The 17,762-nt window shown below is 38.5% G+C and carries 15 protein-coding genes; 11 read left to right on the top strand and 4 right to left on the bottom strand.

Annotation, left to right across the window (positions count from 1 at the left end; translation table 11 throughout):
• Nucleotides 1-90: 90 nt before the first annotated feature.
• From NYE61_RS05280 to NYE61_RS05255, 6 genes are all read left to right on the top strand, one after another.
• Nucleotides 91-1,707: a polysaccharide biosynthesis protein gene (locus NYE61_RS05280; protein ID WP_303451240.1), complete on the top strand. Its 1,617-nt coding sequence runs from the start codon at nucleotides 91-93 to the stop codon at nucleotides 1,705-1,707.
• A 38-nt stretch (nucleotides 1,708-1,745) separates the two neighbouring features.
• Nucleotides 1,746-2,462 carry a pseudouridine synthase gene (locus NYE61_RS05275; RefSeq protein ID WP_303451242.1) on the top strand — a complete coding sequence of 239 codons (717 nt, stop codon included), beginning with the start codon at nucleotides 1,746-1,748 and terminating at the stop codon, nucleotides 2,460-2,462.
• A 14-nt stretch (nucleotides 2,463-2,476) separates the two neighbouring features.
• Nucleotides 2,477-3,031 carry an RNA 2',3'-cyclic phosphodiesterase gene (gene thpR, locus NYE61_RS05270; protein WP_303451244.1) on the top strand — a complete coding sequence of 185 codons (555 nt, stop codon included), beginning with the start codon at nucleotides 2,477-2,479 and terminating at the stop codon, nucleotides 3,029-3,031.
• Nucleotides 3,032-3,063: 32 nt separating this feature from the next.
• Nucleotides 3,064-4,026 carry an NERD domain-containing protein gene (locus tag NYE61_RS05265; protein WP_336623572.1) on the top strand — a complete coding sequence of 321 codons (963 nt, stop codon included), beginning with the start codon at nucleotides 3,064-3,066 and terminating at the stop codon, nucleotides 4,024-4,026.
• A gap of 3 nt (nucleotides 4,027-4,029) precedes the next feature.
• Entirely contained in the window at nucleotides 4,030-4,959 is a 930-nt protein-coding gene (locus NYE61_RS05260) for a diacylglycerol kinase family protein (protein WP_303451246.1), read from the top strand.
• A gap of 91 nt (nucleotides 4,960-5,050) precedes the next feature.
• Nucleotides 5,051-5,866, top strand: a complete 816-nt coding sequence (locus NYE61_RS05255; protein ID WP_095307611.1) for a phosphotransferase family protein — start codon at nucleotides 5,051-5,053, stop codon at nucleotides 5,864-5,866.
• Here the strand turns inward: NYE61_RS05255 and NYE61_RS05250 are convergent.
• Complete coding sequence (locus NYE61_RS05250; RefSeq protein ID WP_303451256.1) at nucleotides 5,853-6,140, bottom strand: YtzH-like family protein; 288 nt, start codon at nucleotides 6,138-6,140, stop codon at nucleotides 5,853-5,855. The genes NYE61_RS05255 and NYE61_RS05250 overlap by 14 nt on opposite strands.
• 137 nt (nucleotides 6,141-6,277) lie before the next feature.
• On the opposite strand from NYE61_RS05250, the gene trmB reads away from it, so the two are divergent.
• Entirely contained in the window at nucleotides 6,278-6,913 is a 636-nt protein-coding gene (gene trmB / locus NYE61_RS05245; RefSeq protein ID WP_095307608.1) for a tRNA (guanosine(46)-N7)-methyltransferase TrmB, read from the top strand.
• 479 nt (nucleotides 6,914-7,392) lie between these two features.
• Complete coding sequence (uraA, locus tag NYE61_RS05240) at nucleotides 7,393-8,652, top strand: uracil permease (RefSeq protein WP_095307605.1); 1,260 nt, start codon at nucleotides 7,393-7,395, stop codon at nucleotides 8,650-8,652.
• 78 nt (nucleotides 8,653-8,730) lie between these two features.
• Here uraA and NYE61_RS05235 read toward each other — a convergent pair whose 3' ends face one another.
• Nucleotides 8,731-8,937 (bottom strand): YjzC family protein, encoded by a 207-nt coding sequence (locus NYE61_RS05235; protein ID WP_095307602.1) that lies wholly within the window; start codon nucleotides 8,935-8,937, stop codon nucleotides 8,731-8,733.
• 134 nt (nucleotides 8,938-9,071) lie between these two features.
• The gene (locus tag NYE61_RS05230; protein ID WP_118890385.1) at nucleotides 9,072-10,634 is read right to left on the bottom strand and encodes a peptide chain release factor 3; all 1,563 of its coding nucleotides are present in this window, start codon (nucleotides 10,632-10,634) and stop codon (nucleotides 9,072-9,074) included.
• A 401-nt stretch (nucleotides 10,635-11,035) separates the two neighbouring features.
• Here NYE61_RS05230 and helD point away from each other — a divergent pair, with 401 nt between their 5' ends.
• From helD to ptsG, 3 genes are all read left to right on the top strand, one after another.
• Nucleotides 11,036-13,342 (top strand): RNA polymerase recycling motor HelD, encoded by a 2,307-nt coding sequence (gene helD / locus NYE61_RS05225; protein WP_303451250.1) that lies wholly within the window; start codon nucleotides 11,036-11,038, stop codon nucleotides 13,340-13,342.
• 159 nt (nucleotides 13,343-13,501) lie between these two features.
• Complete coding sequence (locus NYE61_RS05220; protein WP_118890383.1) at nucleotides 13,502-14,344, top strand: PRD domain-containing protein; 843 nt, start codon at nucleotides 13,502-13,504, stop codon at nucleotides 14,342-14,344.
• A gap of 167 nt (nucleotides 14,345-14,511) precedes the next feature.
• On the top strand, nucleotides 14,512-16,524 hold the full coding sequence (ptsG, locus tag NYE61_RS05215; RefSeq protein WP_303451253.1) for a glucose-specific PTS transporter subunit IIBC: 2,013 nt from the start codon (nucleotides 14,512-14,514) through the stop codon (nucleotides 16,522-16,524).
• 995 nt (nucleotides 16,525-17,519) lie between these two features.
• On the opposite strand, the gene NYE61_RS05210 is transcribed toward ptsG, so the two are convergent.
• Nucleotides 17,520-17,705 (bottom strand): hypothetical protein, encoded by a 186-nt coding sequence (locus NYE61_RS05210; RefSeq protein WP_339317003.1) that lies wholly within the window; start codon nucleotides 17,703-17,705, stop codon nucleotides 17,520-17,522.
• Between the last annotated feature and the right edge of the window lie 57 nt (nucleotides 17,706-17,762).

Below are 17,762 nucleotides of genomic sequence, written 5' to 3'. Positions count from 1 at the left end.
TGTGGTAAAATGAAGATTGGTATTTTTTAAAAGAAGTTAGTTGTATTAGTAGAATGAAATTCGGAATGTAAAAAAGATGCGGGTGAAATAATGTCGAAAATTATAAGAGGTACGATGCTTCTAACAGGGGCGTCGTTTTTATCAAAATTTCTAGGAATGATTTATGTTATACCTTTTAATGTACTTGTTGGAGCTGTTGGTGGTGCATTATATGGTTATGCATATACGCCATATAGTATTTTCCTCAGTATATCAACAGTCGGAATACCATCAGCAGTTTCGAAATTTATATCTAAGTATAATTCGCTTGGTGATTATGAAACCGGGATGCGTATGTTTAGGCTTGCGAGCTTACTTATGCTTGGTACCGGGCTGTTTGCCTTTTTAATGTTGTATTTTAGTGCCGATTGGATTGCCGGATTCCAAATAAAAGGTGAGGATACACCTATTACGGCTGATGATGTAGCGTTTGTTACACGTATGGTCAGTATCGCTTTAATTATTATCCCTTCAATGAGTATTTTACGTGGTTTTTTTCAAGGGCATCAATCGATGGGCCCGACAGCTGTGTCACAGGTTGTCGAGCAAATTGTTCGAATTGGCTTTATCTTAATCGGAGCTTATATTATTATTCATCTTTTAGGTGGAACAATTGTGACAGCTGTAGGCTTCGCAACATTTGCAGCATTTATTGGTGCGGTTGCGTCTTGTCTAGTTTTAGCGATTTATTGGAAAAAACGCAAGCCTTTTATCAAGAAGCAAATTGCACAGCAAAAATATACGTATGCAATACCAACAAGAGATTTATTTAAAGAACTGTTTCGTTATGCGGGTCCATTTGTTTTGGTTGGGCTGGCAATTCCGTTGTATCAGCTCGTTGATCAGTTTACATTTCAACCTGCGATGCTAGCTAGCGGTCGTGAGGATATATGGGTTTCAGCTGCTTCTGCAATAATGACTTACGGACATAAGGTTGTCATTATTCCAATGACAGTGGCAACAGGGCTTTCTTTAGCTATGTTGCCAAGTCTAACCGAGTCCTTTACGCAGAAAAACGAGGTCATGTATACGAAGCAGATTAACCAAGCGCTGCAAATAATTTTAGTGGTCGTTATTCCTGCTTCCGTTGGCATTGCGATTCTTTCCAACGAAGCATATGGTGCATTATATGGCATGGAGAATATTGGAGTAACAGGTTCATTGCTCGCATGGTATGCACCGGTTGCCTTGTTATTTGCTCTATTTACAGTGACAGCCGGAATTCTGCAAGGCATCGATCAGCAAAATTACGCAGTGTTAAGCTTAATGGCGGGTGTATTAGCAAAAGTATTACTCAATAGTCAGCTGATTCACGTATTTGGAGCAAAAGGGGCAATCTTTGGTACGGCGCTAGCGGCAGGAATTGCAGTTACGTTAAATCTTTGGCGTCTAAAAAAAGCCCTCAATTTTAAATTAAAACAAACCATTAAACGAACGATATTGATTGGAATTTTCACCCTAATCATGTGTATCGTTGTTTGGACATTAAAAGCTGTTATGGGACTTTTTCTTCCTTATGAGACATCACGTTGGGCTACGATTGTGATGCTTGGTATAGGTGCCGGCAGCGGTGCAATTGTTTATTTTGTATTAGCTTATAAATCAACCCTGCTTGAACATATATTTGGGGGCAGAATCCCTGTAGTGGGAAGATTTTTAGGAAGATAAAATAACTGTTTAAATGTGCCTCTAAAAGGAGAATAAAGATGCGACTCGATAAATTGCTATCCAACATGGGCGTTGGGAGCAGAAAAGAAGTTAAAGCGTTACTGAAGAAGAAACAAGTTACAGTTAATGGTATTGTTTCAAAAGATAGCGGTGAAAAGATAGACCCGAATAAAGATGAGATTGCTGTGAATGGGGAAATCATTCGTTATGAGCAGTATATTTATTTGATGATGAATAAAGCACCTGGCTATATTTCGGCGACAACCGATAAGCGAGAGAAGACGGTTATTGACCTCCTGGGAGAAGATGTGCAACATTTTAAGCCATTCCCTGTTGGCAGGCTGGATAAAGATACAGAGGGTCTTCTTTTGCTTACGAATGACGGAGAACTCGCTCATGAGCTTGTTTCGCCAAAGAAAGACATTGGTAAAACCTATTTTGCACGAATAAATGGAAAAGTAACTGTCGATGATATAGCTGTTTTCCGTGAGGGAGTTGTGCTTGAAGATGGTTATGAAGCAAAGCCTGGTGAACTTACTATTTTACAAAGTGATGCAATATCTGAAATTGAACTGACAATCACAGAAGGCAAATTTCACCAGGTGAAGCGGATGTTTGAAGCGGTTGGGAAGCGTGTTATATATTTAAAGCGCCTGCGCATGGGGGAGCTTCAATTAGACCCAGATTTAAAGCTTGGCGCTTATCGTCCATTAACAGAAAGCGAATTAGCTTATTGTAAGTCATTAAAAAAATAAATGAGGGAATAGGGATGGCTCATTATTTTATTGCAATTCAACTGCCGAAGAGGCTACAAGCATATTTCACAAGCTGGCAAAATGAACTACAGAAGAAATTAGTGTATAAGCAATGGACACATCAGAAGGACTTGCATATCACACTACAATTTTTAGGTGAAGTGGACGATAATAGAATAAGGCATTTAACAAAAGCATTAGAGGAGATTGAACGTATATCTTCATTCGATATTGAGGTCGGTGGAGTTGGGGTATTTGGTAATCCGAATAAACCACGTGTACTGTGGGCAGGGGTTAACAAGACAAATGCATTGGCACAGCTTCAAAGATACGTTGAATCGTGTACAATGACTGTCGGTTTTCCGAAAGAAACACGAGCGTATACCCCGCATATCACATTGGCAAAAAAATGGGACGGAACGGATAATCTAGGCAAAGATACCTTGAAAGATCTAAAGAATACGTGGAATGAAACGTGGTCAATAAGTGTCGCAGAAATAGTGTTAATTCGTATTCATCCCAAGCAAACTCCAAAATATGAAGTTGTAAAACGGTACTGTTTGCAGTAACGAGCAGGGACGATCTTGTAAAATCAAAGGAGGTGGTAGCAATCGCGCAGTTAATTAAGCTTCAGGATTATCTATCACGTTATGAATGGGATGCTTATCGTTATCCAACACAATATATCAGACTAAAAAAAGATAATTGGAATAAGCTATATTATATTTGGGAGAATCCAGAAAACGGGGAGTCGATCACGGGAACAGATGAAGCAGCTGAGCAGAATCGAAATGAGCGATCCGTATTTTCGAAGTTAAGAACAAAATTTAAACGAGGTAAAGATCTGGTGGAGGAAACGAAGCCGAAACAAGAAAGCAATCAATACGCTGATTTACCTGAATCGGAAGAGGAACTGAAGCACTATTTTTTAGATAAGCTGTTTCAATTCCAAATGAAGTGGGCCACTTCCACCATTACACACACATCAATAGTAGATAGAGAATATTATCAAGATCCACTATTACGCTATTTGCTGCAACGTTTTCCAGATACGTATTTGGTAATGTATTTTCCTGTTTTTGAGATAAAAAACGCACCAGTTGAAACGGAAATAATCTTGATTAGTCCTATTGGTATCGAGATTATCTATTTTGTCGAAAAACAAACTAGTGCGGTTATTATGGCCGGGGATGAACGAACATGGTTGGTTAAAGAAGAGAAGAAGCAAACGAAAATTTTAAGTCCAATTATTGCTTTAAAGCGCACTGAAAAACTTATTCGCAGTATCTTGCAAACTTATTCCATTGATTTTCCGATAGAAAAGACAGTACTATCGCGAACAAATTCAATCGTTTTTGCAACAGAGCCATATCAAACGAAGCTGGTTGACCAATCAAAATATCCAGATTGGTTTCAAGAAAAGCGGAGGCTAACATCTCCTTTAAAAAGCTCACAGCTGAAGGTTATAGAGGCTCTGTTAAAGCATTGCAGTTCAACCTCCTTCAGACGTCCAGAATGGGAAGTGGATACGAGTCCAACAATGATTGTTGATTTGGAGGAATAGTATATGTATATATTTATTATTAATCCAAAAGCAGGCTCTGGTCGGGCTCTAAAAGTATTTTCTGATATTCAGAACAGTGCTGTTTACAGGCAGATGGATAGTCAGTATTTCTTCACTGAGTATGAAGGTCATGGAGAAGCTATTGCAAGAAAGATTAGTGCAGACCCAGAAGGGAAAACCATTATCGTCGTTGGTGGCGATGGGACGATTCATGAGGTTATGAATGGTTTAATATCGACCGAAATTCGAATAGCCTTTATACCGGCTGGATCCGGGAATGATTTTGCTAGAGGTTGTGGAATTAAAGGAAAGCCAGAAGAAATATTACGAAAAATTATTGAACATAATATGGTACGCCCATATTGGATTGGAAATTATACAGCAGACGGGTATGGAGTGCATAAATTTGTCAACAGTATCGGCTTTGGTTTTGATGCTGCAATCGCACACGCTGCAAATCAATCAAGTTATCGAAGGTTTTTGAACGCGCTTGGACTTGGAACGCTTAGTTATGTAATAGCATTGATATATGTTTTAATGTATTATAAACCAATGTCCATGGAGCTTGAAATCGATAATGAAAAACGAATACTAAAGGATTGCTGGATGGTGACAATTGCAAATCATCCTTATTATGGCGGCGGGATGAAGATTATACCTACTGCAGTAATACAACCGAATGTATTCCCATTATTAATTATCCATTCCATTTCGAAATGGAAGGTGCTTGCATTGTTTATAACCGTCTTCCTTGGTATACATACACGATTTAAAGAAGTGGAGATACTAGAAGCAACGACATTGAAAATAACTGCGGAAACGAGCATCCCTTTTCAAACGGATGGACAAACGGGAAAATGTTCTTCCAGTTTGATATCGAAGCAAAAGGAAGCAGTACATATTACTGGAATTAATGAAGCGTGGGCAAAATAAATAAAATTTATAGAAAAAGTTATTTGTGTTTTAATGGAAATCACTATAAAATGTATTATTGAATGCTAATTTTGAAAGATGTGAACGAATTATGATCGAGTGGCTTGGACAAGTATTAGGTGTTGGATGGAAAATAACACCGGCGGGCGGACTTACTGGGGATGCATATGTTGCAGAAAAGGATAATAGAAGACTTTTTCTGAAACGTAATTCATCTCCATTTCTTGCTGTATTATCTGCTGAAGGAATCGTTCCCAAGCTTATTTGGACAAAACGATTGGAAAATGGCGATGTTATTACGGCGCAGGAATGGCTTGAAGGAAGAGCACTAAAATCATATGAAATGCAGCATCAGCGAGTAGCGGATATATTGTATAAAATCCATCATTCGTCTGAACTGTTGCATATGCTTATGCGGATGGGGAAAAAGCCTGTCACGTCGGATGATAGTTTTAGCTATGTAAAGCAGCTATTAACATCTTTGGGTCTAATGAAGCATCAAGAAATTCAAGAGGCGATGAAGCATCTTGCACAGTTACTCCCAAAAACACGGAATCAAAACCTTGTCGTCTGCCATTGCGATATTAATCATAATAATCTTATTCTTACCGAGGACAGTGATGTTTTTCTAGTGGATTGGGATAATGCGATGATTGCAGACCCTGTGACAGACTTTGGTATGCTGCTTAAATGGTACATTCCAAAAGAGAACTGGAATGACTGGTTGTATAAATATGGGATTACTCCAGATAAAAATCTATTTGAGCGCATGTACTGGTATTTGGTGCAGGATGCACTTCGGTTCTTATGCTGGCATGCCGAGCGTGAAGAACCAGAGAAAATGGCGGAACGGTTACGCGATTTGAAGGAATTGAATGAGCATATTCGCCAATTTATTCTAAAGTAGTATGCTGTAAGGCTTTAATCCATTCATCCATATTTTTTTTATGTGCTGTAATGTAATCTGGCATGTTTTGTGCGGACACACCTTGTCTGCCATAATGATAAATTTCTGGTAAGAGACTTAGCAGTTGTTCATTTGAAATGCTATTGTTTCTTACCATTGATTCAACTAAACGAATAATCTGCTCGTATTCACTGACACTAGCGCAGCAGTCAGCTTGCTGTTCATCTAAAATATCGTATAATAATGTTAATTGATTGTTAACAGAAAGCGTCATTGTAATCACCTCAAGGTTAGTTTAGTCTGTTTCATTTTTTCTATACACAAAAGCGGAAGCGCCTGATTAGCGAAGTGCGGACTGGGCGTGGCTTTTCATATTTCTATACAAAAAGTAATAAAGCGAGGGTTTAGACAATGCGTCAACGACATAAACCGTGGGCGGATGATTTTTTGCAGGAAAATAGCCAGCTTATTGTTCCAAATGCAATGGAGCATAAGGGGAAATGGCAACAACTTTTTAATAACGATCATCCGATTCACATTGAAGTGGGAACTGGTAAAGGCCAGTACATTGTAGGGATGGCTAAGCAGCATCCAGATATTAATTTTATTGGGATTGAAGTAGTGAAGAGTATTATTGTAACAGCGGGTCAGAAAGCGTTAGATGCAGAAGTGGATAATTTATTGCTATTAAATGTAGATGCTGCTGATTTAAGAGAGATTTTTGCTGAAAATGAAATTGCAACGATTTATTTAAATTTCTCTGATCCATGGCCGAAAAATCGCCATGAGAAGAGAAGGTTAACATATCATACATTTTTAGAGCAGTATAAAGAGATTCTTGATTCAACTGGCAAGGTTATTTTTAAAACAGATAATCGTGGTTTATTTGAATATTCCCTAGTCAGCTTCAATGCTTTTGGAATGAAGCTGGAAGAAGTGAACTTAGATCTTCATGCAATAAATGATCCATTGAATATCATGACAGAATATGAGGAAAAGTTCTCTTCGAAGGGACAAGTTATCTATCGCAGTAAAGCAAGCTTTTAATATACGAAAAAGGTCATCGCATGATATGGTGTGATGATTTTTTTGTTGTAATAATAGTAAGGAAATTAAGGCGAATTGTTTGCGTCGAATTGGAAGATGGTTATCACTGTTCTCGTCGGTGCGAGATTACAAACTCAGGTGGAAGGAATGGTATAACTGTTCGAGAAAACCAAACTATAGAGGTTACGGTTGAATGGGACGATAAAAGGGAGGTTTTTGAGTTAGTGGCAAAGGACTAAAAAATAGCTTGACATATTAGGCCTTTTCTTGCAATAATAGGTATAACAATAAAATGAATTACCTTTAAATCAGTCCTGTGAGGCTGGTAAGGATGAGACGGATATGGATGCACAACTAGTGGCGGGCTAGGCCTGCTATCATGTGCTGCTAAAGCAAACACCTTACCAGTTCTTTTTGGAAAGGTGTTTTTTTATGTGAAAACACTGGAATTTTAAAAGGTAAACAGAGGAGAGAAAGAAATGAAACAGCGGGAGATACAAGTTGATGAACGGTTACCTTTATTACAAAGTTTGCCACTTAGTTTTCAGCACTTATTCGCAATGTTCGGTTCAACTGTATTAGTACCAATTTTATTTGGAGTCGATCCAGCAACAATCTTGCTCATGAATGGAGTTGGGACATTACTATACATTTTGATTACAAAAGGAAAAATCCCGGCTTATTTAGGCTCTAGCTTTGCCTTTATTTCCCCAGTAACAGCAGTATTAACTGTTGGGGGAGGCTATGGAGCGGCACTAGGCGGATTCTTTGTTGTAGGGTTCGTGCTGGTTCTAGTCGGTATTATCGTGAAATATGCGGGTACTTCCTGGATTGATGTTATTTTTCCCCCGGCAGCAATGGGGGCTATCGTTGCGGTAATTGGATTAGAGCTGGTTCCAGTAGCAGCGGATATGGCTGGTCTATTACCGTCAGAAGGTGCAACAGATACGGCGGTTAACGTAACGGTTTCATTGCTGACACTAGGAGCGACCATAATTTATTGGGTAACAATGCGTGGTTTCTTGAAAATAATTCCGATTTTACTTGGAATTATAACTGGTTATATTATCGCAACACTATTCGGTATTGTTGACTATACAGCTGTAAAGGAAGCTGCATGGATTCAGATGCCTACGTACTACCAAATTGAGTTTAATTGGTCTGATATCTTAATTATTCTGCCAGCAGCGCTTGTACTTATACCCGAGCACATAGGTCATCTAGTTGTGACTGGAAATATTGTTGATAAAGATTTAACAAAGGATCCTGGCTTGGACCGCTCTTTATTCGGTAATGGTATTTCTACAATGCTCTCCAGTTTCTTTGGTTCCACTCCGAATACAACGTATGGTGAAAATATAGGGGTACTCGCGATTACTCGTGTCTATTCGACTTGGATAATTGGAGGGGCAGCAATCATTGCGGTAATTCTATCCTTCTGTGGAAAGCTCGCTGCACTTATTTCCTCGATTCCGACACCAGTAATGGGTGGGATTTCCTTGCTTCTTTTCGGAATCATCGCGGTTAGCGGACTTCGGATGTTAGTAGAACAGCAGGTTGATTATAATAACTCGCAAAATTTGATTCTGACTTGTGTTGTCCTAGCAATCGGAATTAGTGGTGCGTCAATTACAATCGGAACAGTAGCGTTAACAGGTATGGGTCTAGCGACAGTTGTAGCAATTGTGATCAGCTTACTGTTTAAATTGTTCAATACGCTTAAGTTATCAAATGAATAAATAGACATATTAAAGCTCTGCAGGAGACGATGAACTGCAGAGCTTTAATTTTCTGAGAATTGAGGAATGATATGGAACTTATTGGACCCCTGGTTTACCTGGTCTTGTAAGGTGACGTTTATTTGTCCATAATCGATTATGATTCGTGTTTTCGGGAAATGTGTCTCCTGCATTTAATTCGACCTTCTGAGGGTCATTGACATTCCCGCCAGTTTCACCAATTTCGATATAAACCCCGTTATTCGGTGCTTTTTGTCCAGCTCGAAACTGTCTGCTTTCACCCATTTCTATACTCACCCCTTGATTTTTGTTTTTCTTATTATGATTATCTAGGGTTGCTTCATACATGGCAATATAAGGATAGACAATGTAAAGAAAAAGTGTGCATCCATTTGATGGACACACACTTACTAACTAAATCAGCTTAATAGGTCAATTAATTCGATTTTGGGGTTCTTATCTTGAAACCAATTTAATGAGAATTCGTTTCGGAATAAAACGAGTGGATTGCCGTGACGGTCTTTAACAAGTAAATTCCCGCTATCAAATAAAGATTCATCAACCTGATCTTCTTTTAACCAGCGGGGAATTCGCTCCCCAATCGATTCAAATAAAACCTCTGCATTATATTCATTTTGCATTCGATATTTAAATACGTCATATTGTAGCTCGCCTACAGCTCCTAAAATAAAGGAATCGGTAAGCCGGTCGCGGAATAATTGAATAGCTCCTTCTTGAACGAGCTGTTCGATTCCTTTTCTAAATTGCTTTGATTTCATAACGTTTTTTGCAGCCACTTTTTTAAATAATTCTGGAGGGAATACTGGCAGTTCGTCGTACTCGATTGTTTCCTTGCCAGCTATTAATGTATCACCGATTTGATAAGCATTTGGATCGTAAATGCCAATAATATCGCCCGCATATGCTTCCTCAACAGTTTCTCTAGTTGAAGCAACCATTTGTTGAGATTGGGAAAGTTTGAATATTTTCCCTGTTCGTGATAATTTGACGCTCATCCCACGTTCGAACTTCCCGGAGCAAACTCTTAAAAATGCAATTCGATCACGGTGAGCAGGATTCATGTTGGCTTGGATTTTGAAAATAAATCCAGAAAAATCTTCATGGTCTGGTTGGACAATTCCCTCTGTTGTCTTTCTAGGTGTTGGTGTTGGTGCCATCGAGATAAATGTATTGAAAAAGAGCTCGACACCAAATGGAGCAAGGGCGCTACCGAAAAAGACAGGTGTTTGCTCACCTTTCATGATTGCATCAAGTGAAAATTGATCGCCTGCTTCAGCGACTAATTCCAGCTCATCCTTGGCTGCTTCGTACGTCGGGTTCCTTGTCAGCTCCTTATGCTCGACATTATCTAATTCAGCATATGGAATATAGGTTTCTTCTTCATTGGTATGGTGCTTCACAAATTGCTTACCATAACGATCGAATATGCCAAGGAATTGTTTGCCCATTCCAACTGGCCAATTCATTGGATATGTTTCAATTTCAAGCACCTGCTCAATTTCCTCTAATAACTCAAGTGGTTCTTTACCTTCACGGTCTAATTTATTTATAAACGTAAATATAGGAATACCGCGCATACGGCATACTTTAAACAGCTTGATTGTTTGGGGCTCGATTCCTTTAGTGGAATCAATAATCATCACAACACTATCGACAGCTGTTAATGTGCGGTACGTATCTTCACTAAAATCCTCATGTCCAGGAGTATCGAGAATATTCACGTGATAGCCTTCATAGAAAAAGTTCATTACACTGGAGGTAACGGAAATCCCACGTTGTTTCTCGATCTCCATCCAGTCTGATGTTGCAAATTTCCCTGATTTTTTCCCTTTTACGGTACCAGCTGAACGAATCAGATTCCCATATAATAGCAGCTTTTCTGTCATTGTTGTTTTTCCTGCATCGGGATGCGAAATAATCGCAAATGTTTTTCGTTTTTTTACTTCTTCATGTATTGCCATTCCAATAATCCCTTCTGTTCTTAAAGATTCTTTTATCATACTATATGAAAGAGGTGCCTGTCACTGTTTGATTTTTAGCGATCGATGCAGCTTGAGTTTGATTAATTGCCGTTTACTTGTAAAATGCTGATAGTCCTTCTAAAGCTCATAATTATGGAGGGGAAAGATGATTGTTCTCTATTATAAGTGCAAAAAAAGAAGCCGCGTGTGTCGCGCTGCTTCTCGGATAACGTGTTATAAAATAAGTAAATAATATATTGTCACAGGTAAATAAATATGCTATACTAACTTAGTTATTAAATATCATTTTGTGATATCATAACTATCCAACTATATTATATCAAACAATTTCTGCTGTTGTCAACTAAAAAATGAAATTTATTGAGAGAGGGATGGATGCAATGAGTCACGATACTGAAAATCGCCAATATGAACAGCGTCGGGTTGAGAAGGTAGTAGAAGTGATCAACAATAAAGAAGAAAATCTTGAGGCACGATCTGCAGGATTAAAACAAAGCGTTGTTGAGCTGCGTAAAACATTTTGGGATGATGTAACGGTTAATCTTGAAGAAATGGATGATATCATAGAAACGCAGGAAAGTATTAAGCAGCAAGCTGCAATATTATCCCAGAAAGAGCAATTCCACGGGAAAATAAGTGCAGAAATACAAACATTACAAAGACTCAGGAACGCTCCTTATTTTGGGCGATTTGATTTTATTGAAGAGCCAGGAACTGAGAAAGAGTCGCTTTATATAGGAATAGCCTCGTTGATGGATCAAGATGAAGAGGACTTTCTTGTGTATGATTGGCGTGCACCGATTTCGAGTCTATACTACGATTTCTCTCCAGGACCAGCCCATTATCAAACATTGGATAGCACTATATCTGGTGAAATGACATTGAAACGGCAATTCATTATAAAACAAGGTGTCATTGAGGGGATGTTTGATACAGGCATTACAATCGGTGATGAGCTACTTCAGCAAGCGTTGGGGAATAATGCGAGTACGTCTATGAAAAACATTGTAGCAACAATACAGAAAGAACAAAATAAAATTATTCGAAATGAGCGTAGTAAGCTTTTAATCGTTCAAGGGGTAGCAGGAAGCGGAAAGACGTCTGCAGCTTTACAGCGAATTGCATATTTAATGTATCGCTACCGCGAGGAGTTACATGCAGATAATATTGTATTATTTTCACCGAATCCGTTATTTAGCAGTTATATTTCCAATGTGCTTCCTGAGTTAGGCGAAACGAATGTTAGACAAATGACGTTTTTGGATTACTTAAAAAATGGAATTGGCGGCAACCTTACAATTGAATCACCGTTTGAGCAGATGGAATATGTATTAACGCAAACAGAGAGTGAACATTATCCTATTCGAATGAAGAATATGGATTATTTATCGACCATTGATTTTATGCAGTTAATTGATGCTTTTACTTCGGATCTGAATGGTAGCGGTATTCAATTTAAACCTATTAAATTTCGTGGAAGAACACTCATCGATCAGGGGCAAATCGGAGAATATTTTTATTCCTTGGATAAAGAGATAGCAATCCCAAATAAGATGGAAATGGTATCGAAATGGTTGCTGCAGGAACTAAGTAAATATCAGCAGCAGGAAATTGCTGAGGACTGGGTAATGGAGCAAATCGAATTGCTGGATAAAGAGGATTATATGCGTGCATATCAGCGAGCAGAAGAAAAGATGCAATCGAGTACAGTTCAAGATGAAGAGAAAATATTAAGAAGATATATGGTGAAGCGTTTTTTTCAACCGCTGAAAAAACGTGTGAAGCAGTTCGCGTTTGTAAATATATTAGCCACTTATCAACAGTTGTTTACTGAATGGAATACAAAAGAGCTACCAAACAATTGGCAGGATATCCGTGCCCAAATTGCAACGGATTTATCTCAGAAGTTTCTAACGTGGGAGAATGCTACACCATATCTCTATTTTAAAGGGAGATTGCTAGGGGACAGTGCCGATCGTTCTGTCCGGCAGTTGATTATCGATGAAGCACAGGATTACTCTGCCTTTCAATTTGCCTATATTAAGCATCTTTTTCCTTATACGAGAATGACACTATTAGGAGACGTTAATCAAGCTATTTATACGCATGTTGCGAAAGAAAACCCGCTCATACCAGTGGAGCATGTAGAAAGCCATGAACGAATTACACTGACAAAAAGCTATCGTTCAACAAAACAAATTGTTGATTTTACAACGTATTTTGCACCTGGCCATGAACCAATTGAACCGTTTAATCGTGAAGGAAGTAAGCCAGAACTGATCAACCTGCAAAATGAAAATGAATGGATGACAACTGTATTGACGTGTGTGGAGGAGCAATTGAAGAAGGGGAACGAGACAATTGCATTAATATGTAAGACATTAGAGGAAAGTGAACAGATTTATCATTTATTACAAGATAAGCTACCCATCCATTTGGTAAATGAAGAAACCTATACATTTGAAAAAGGTGTGCTTGTTTTGCCAATCTATTTGGCGAAGGGAATTGAATTTGATGCTGTCATCATACCTGATGCATCAGCAGATCACTATTCATTGGAATCGGATAAATCATTATTTTATACTGCCTGTACAAGGGCAATGCATGCTTTGACAATACTCTGTCGACAAAAGATATCTCCTTTTATCAAACTTGTTCCGAAAGAGTTGTATGATGTGAAGGAATAAAGGGAATCGCGCTGTTCGTCGCATAACGAATAGTGCGGCTATTCCTTGTTTCGATAGGATAATGGATGAAACTCTTTTCCTATTGTGCTATATTAAACAATTGAGGAACGAGGATTCAGTAATACAGATAGAAGCCCTTAGGAAGAGGAGAGAAAGACCTTGGTCTTATATACAGTAAAAAAGGCATTGAATAACAATGTGTTGATTGCAAGTGATGACGAGGGGCAGGAAGTAGTTTTAATTGGGAAAGGTATCGGATTTAACCGGAAAAAGAATGATACAATTACGGAGGATGCGATTGAAAAGCTATTTGTATTAAGAAATGAAAGGGAACAAGCAAATTATATTAAGCTTTTGCCTCAGGTGGATGAAGCGGTATTAAAAACGATTATTGAATCAATTAATATCATTCAAGCAAGATCAAATACACCTTTACATGAAAAGGTGCATGTTGCACTCACGGACCACACCGCATTTGCAATTACGCGTTTATTAAAAGGAATGGCGATTAAAAATCCGTTTTTAAAAGAAACAAAAGCGCTTTATCCTGCAGAATATGAAATTGCCGCTGATGTTGTTGATTATATTAATCAATCGCTGCAGGTCGAACTGCCAGAAGGGGAAATTGGTTTTATTGCATTGCATATTCATAGTGCAATTACAGATAAAGCAATTGCTGATTTAAATAAATATTCTCAGCTTGTGACGAAACTGATTAATGTGATTGAAGACCAATTAGAAATACAGATTGATAGAGAAAGCATTCATTACCTACGTCTTGTAAGACATTTGCGTTATACAATTGAACGAATAACTAACAATGAGTTTATTGAGGAACCAGAAAAAATAGCAAACCTCTTGAAAACGGAATATCCAGTATGCTATAATCTTGCATGGAAGCTAATTAAAATTATGCAACAAACACTAAATACTTCTGTTTACGATGGAGAAGTTGTTTACTTAACGATGCATCTCCAGCGGCTAAACAATAAAATAGATTAATGCTATCTTACGTGTTACTGATTCGATCAGGCATGAGTTGAGATAATCACATGAATAAATGACAAGGGTTACAAGCTCCTTGCCATTCGTTTATCGTGATCTCTACTCATGTCTTTTTTGTTCTTCAAAAGTGTTTGTTGGATAGTAAAAATTGGAGGAGGATAACAATGTTTAAAAAGGCTTTTGGTGTGTTGCAGAAAGTCGGAAAAGCGTTAATGCTGCCGGTAGCATTGCTACCAGCCGCAGGTCTTTTGCTTGGGATAGGTAATGCAATGCAGCAGGATACCATGCTAAATTACCTTCCGTTTCTAAGCGCGGATTGGATTCAATTAGTCGCTTTAGTTATGGAAGATGCCGGAAATATTATTTTCGCGAATCTCGCACTTATCTTTGCAGTTGGTGTTGCAATCGGACTTGCTGGTGATGGAGCAGCTGCTTTGGCAGCAATTGTTGGTTACCTTGTCTTAAATCAAGTAATGGGATCGTGGTTGGCAGTTACGCCAGAAATGATTGAAAGTGACCCAGGATTTGCGGCGGTGCTAGGAATACCTACGCTGCAAACAGGAGTTTTTGGTGGTATTGTCGTCGGGTTAATCGCGGCGTTTTGTTATAATCGCTATCATGATATTGAAATGCCATCATTCCTTGGCTTCTTTGCAGGGAAGCGGTTTGTGCCAATAATGACAGCGGCAGTATCCTTTGTTGCAGGCTTAGTACTATTATTCATCTGGCCGCCTGTACAAGAGGCAATGAACAGCGCATCTTACTGGTTAATTGAAGAAGGTACGTATTTAGCGGTATTTTTCTTTGGTTTTATTAAACGTTTATTAATTCCATTTGGATTGCATCATATTTTCCATGCACCATTCTGGTATGAGTTTGGTGCATATACAACAGCTGCAGGAGAAATTGTCCGTGGTGATATGACGATTTTCTTTGCGCAGTTAAGAGATGGTGTGGAAATTACTGCTGGTAATTTCATGGCTGGTGAATTCCCAATTATGATGTTCGGTCTGCCGGCAGCAGCGCTTGCAATGTACCACGCTGCACGTCCAGAAAGGAAAAAGTTAGTGGCAGGTCTTCTTGCATCTGGTGCATTAACATCGTTCTTAACCGGTATTACCGAACCACTTGAGTTCTCGTTCATGTTTGTATCACCACTGTTATTCGTACTGCATGCATTCTTAGATGGGTTATCATTTGTACTCATGACATTTTTAGGTGTTAATATCGGTTATACGTTCTCAGGTGGAGCCATTGACTTTGCGTTATTTGGTATTTTACCTGGACAAGAGCCATGGTGGCTCGCGATATTAGCTGGTCTTGTGTTTGCGGTTATTTATTACGTCTTATTCCGTTTCTTCATTAAAAAATTCAATCTAATGACTCCAGGTCGTGAAAAGGTTGAGGAGCAGGACGAAAGTGAAGCAGCAGATGCTGGTGAACTTGCTTATAATGTATTGGAAGCGATGGGCGGACAAGAAAACATTACGCATTTAGATGCATGTATTACGCGTTTGCGTGTCTCTGTAGGCAGTGTAGCGAATGTTGATAAAGGTAAATTGAAAAAGTTGGGAGCTGCTGGTGTACTTGAAGTAGGTGATAATATTCAAGCAATATTTGGACCGCGATCTGATATCATTAAAAGTCAAATGCAGGATATAATATCAGGAAAAACACCACGTCCTGTAAAAGTCGAAGAAAATAAAGCTAGTGAGGCAGCTGTAAAAACTGACTTCGATGAAACAATTGTCTCACCAATGAAAGGCGAAATCATTTCCATCACAGAAGTACCGGATGAAGTCTTTTCTGGAAAAATGATGGGTGATGGTTTTGCGATTGTTCCAGAAGAAGGTACTGTTGTTTCACCAGTAAACGGTAAAATCATGACTGTATTTCCTACGAAGCATGCAATCGGCATTCTATCCGATGGTGGAAAAGAAATTCTGATTCATGTAGGTCTTGATACGGTCAATCTACAAGGTGAAGGGTTTGAAACGCTCGTTGGTGAAGGAGATATTGTCGAAGCTGGACAAGCTATATTAAAAGCAGACCTTGACGTTATTGGCAGAAAGGCAAAATCCATTGTAACACCGATTGTATTTACAAGTGTTCCTGATGGACAAGCGATAGCAGTTCCGGAAAAAGCAAATGTAAAAGCTGGAGATACGATTGCTTAATATGAAATATAACCCCCTTGCTACTACGTTAAAATGTAGCTAGGGGGTTTTTGCATGATGAAGCGATTGCTATGCCATTAGGATCTAATTCAATGAGTTTGAAAAGTAAGTGCAATTGAAAGCCCGAAAACCAGCAAATTTAAGTTTATTGGTCACTTATAGATGTGATGAAAGCCCAAAAAGCAGTAAATCTAAGTTTATTGGTCACTCATAGGTGTGATGAAAGCCCAAAAAGCAGTAAATCTAAGTTTATTGGTCACTCATAGATGAGATGAAAGCCCAAAAAGCAGTAAATCTCAGAATATCGGTCACTCATAGATGTGATGAAAGCCCAAAAAGCAGTAAATCTAAGTTTATTGGTCACTCATAGATGTGATGAAAGCCCAAAAAGCAGTAAATCTAAGTTTATTGGTCACTCATAGATGTGATGAAAGCCTAAAAAGCAGTAAATCTAAGTTTATTGGTCACTCATAGGTGTGATGAAAGCCCAAAAAGCAGTAAATCTAAGTTTATTGGTCACTCATAGATGTGATGAAAGCCCGAAAAGCAGTAAATCTCAGAATATTGGTCACTCATCGGAAGAATGAACACCTCAACAGCAGAAAACCCCAGCAGTTTAGTCACTTAATAAAAATCACAGCATCTTATTAATCACAATAGTCAAGATAAATACAATTCCAATGCCGCTTTTTCCGATGGTGTGCAGGGAAAGTGCAGCTAAGACGAATATAGTAAACTGAAGTATAAGCTTTATTGAAAAAGGAAGTTTAATTGCTGCTTTTGGGGAAAGGTTCAATCCCCAGAACGTTGCGATGACGGAGGGAATTCCGATACCAAATAAAATTAAAAAATAGGGGCTTCATAAGTTGGAAGCCCAAAATGGAAAAGGCAACAAGCGCAAATAATTCCAATAAAAATAGAATACCTTATAAAATATATGGCATGATGGTCATTGACGCAACTCCTCATATATGAAATTTTTAAGGAGGCAACGATCAACTATTTAACCTTAGCTTTCTTTCCATTTTGCTCACGTAAGTTTTCAGTTGAACGGCAGGATATAAAACGGAATCACCATAACATACTTCTAACCGTTCTGGCTGTAATTGCTCTAGAATTGTGCTGCTTTTTACGGCTTCATGCATATCACCTGTAAAAAGAGCCATTGGTTGTTGAATCATTCCACGCTTTGATGTAAAAAGATCCCCAGCCAATAATACATTATCTGCTTCGTGATA

Origin of the sequence: Oceanobacillus sp. FSL W7-1304, assembly GCF_037969805.1 — a bacterium.
Taxonomy (GTDB): Bacteria; Bacillota; Bacilli; order Bacillales; family Amphibacillaceae; genus Oceanobacillus; species Oceanobacillus profundus.
The sequence above is the reverse complement of the archived record's forward strand: the minus strand, read 5'-3'. Positions and strand labels throughout refer to the sequence as shown.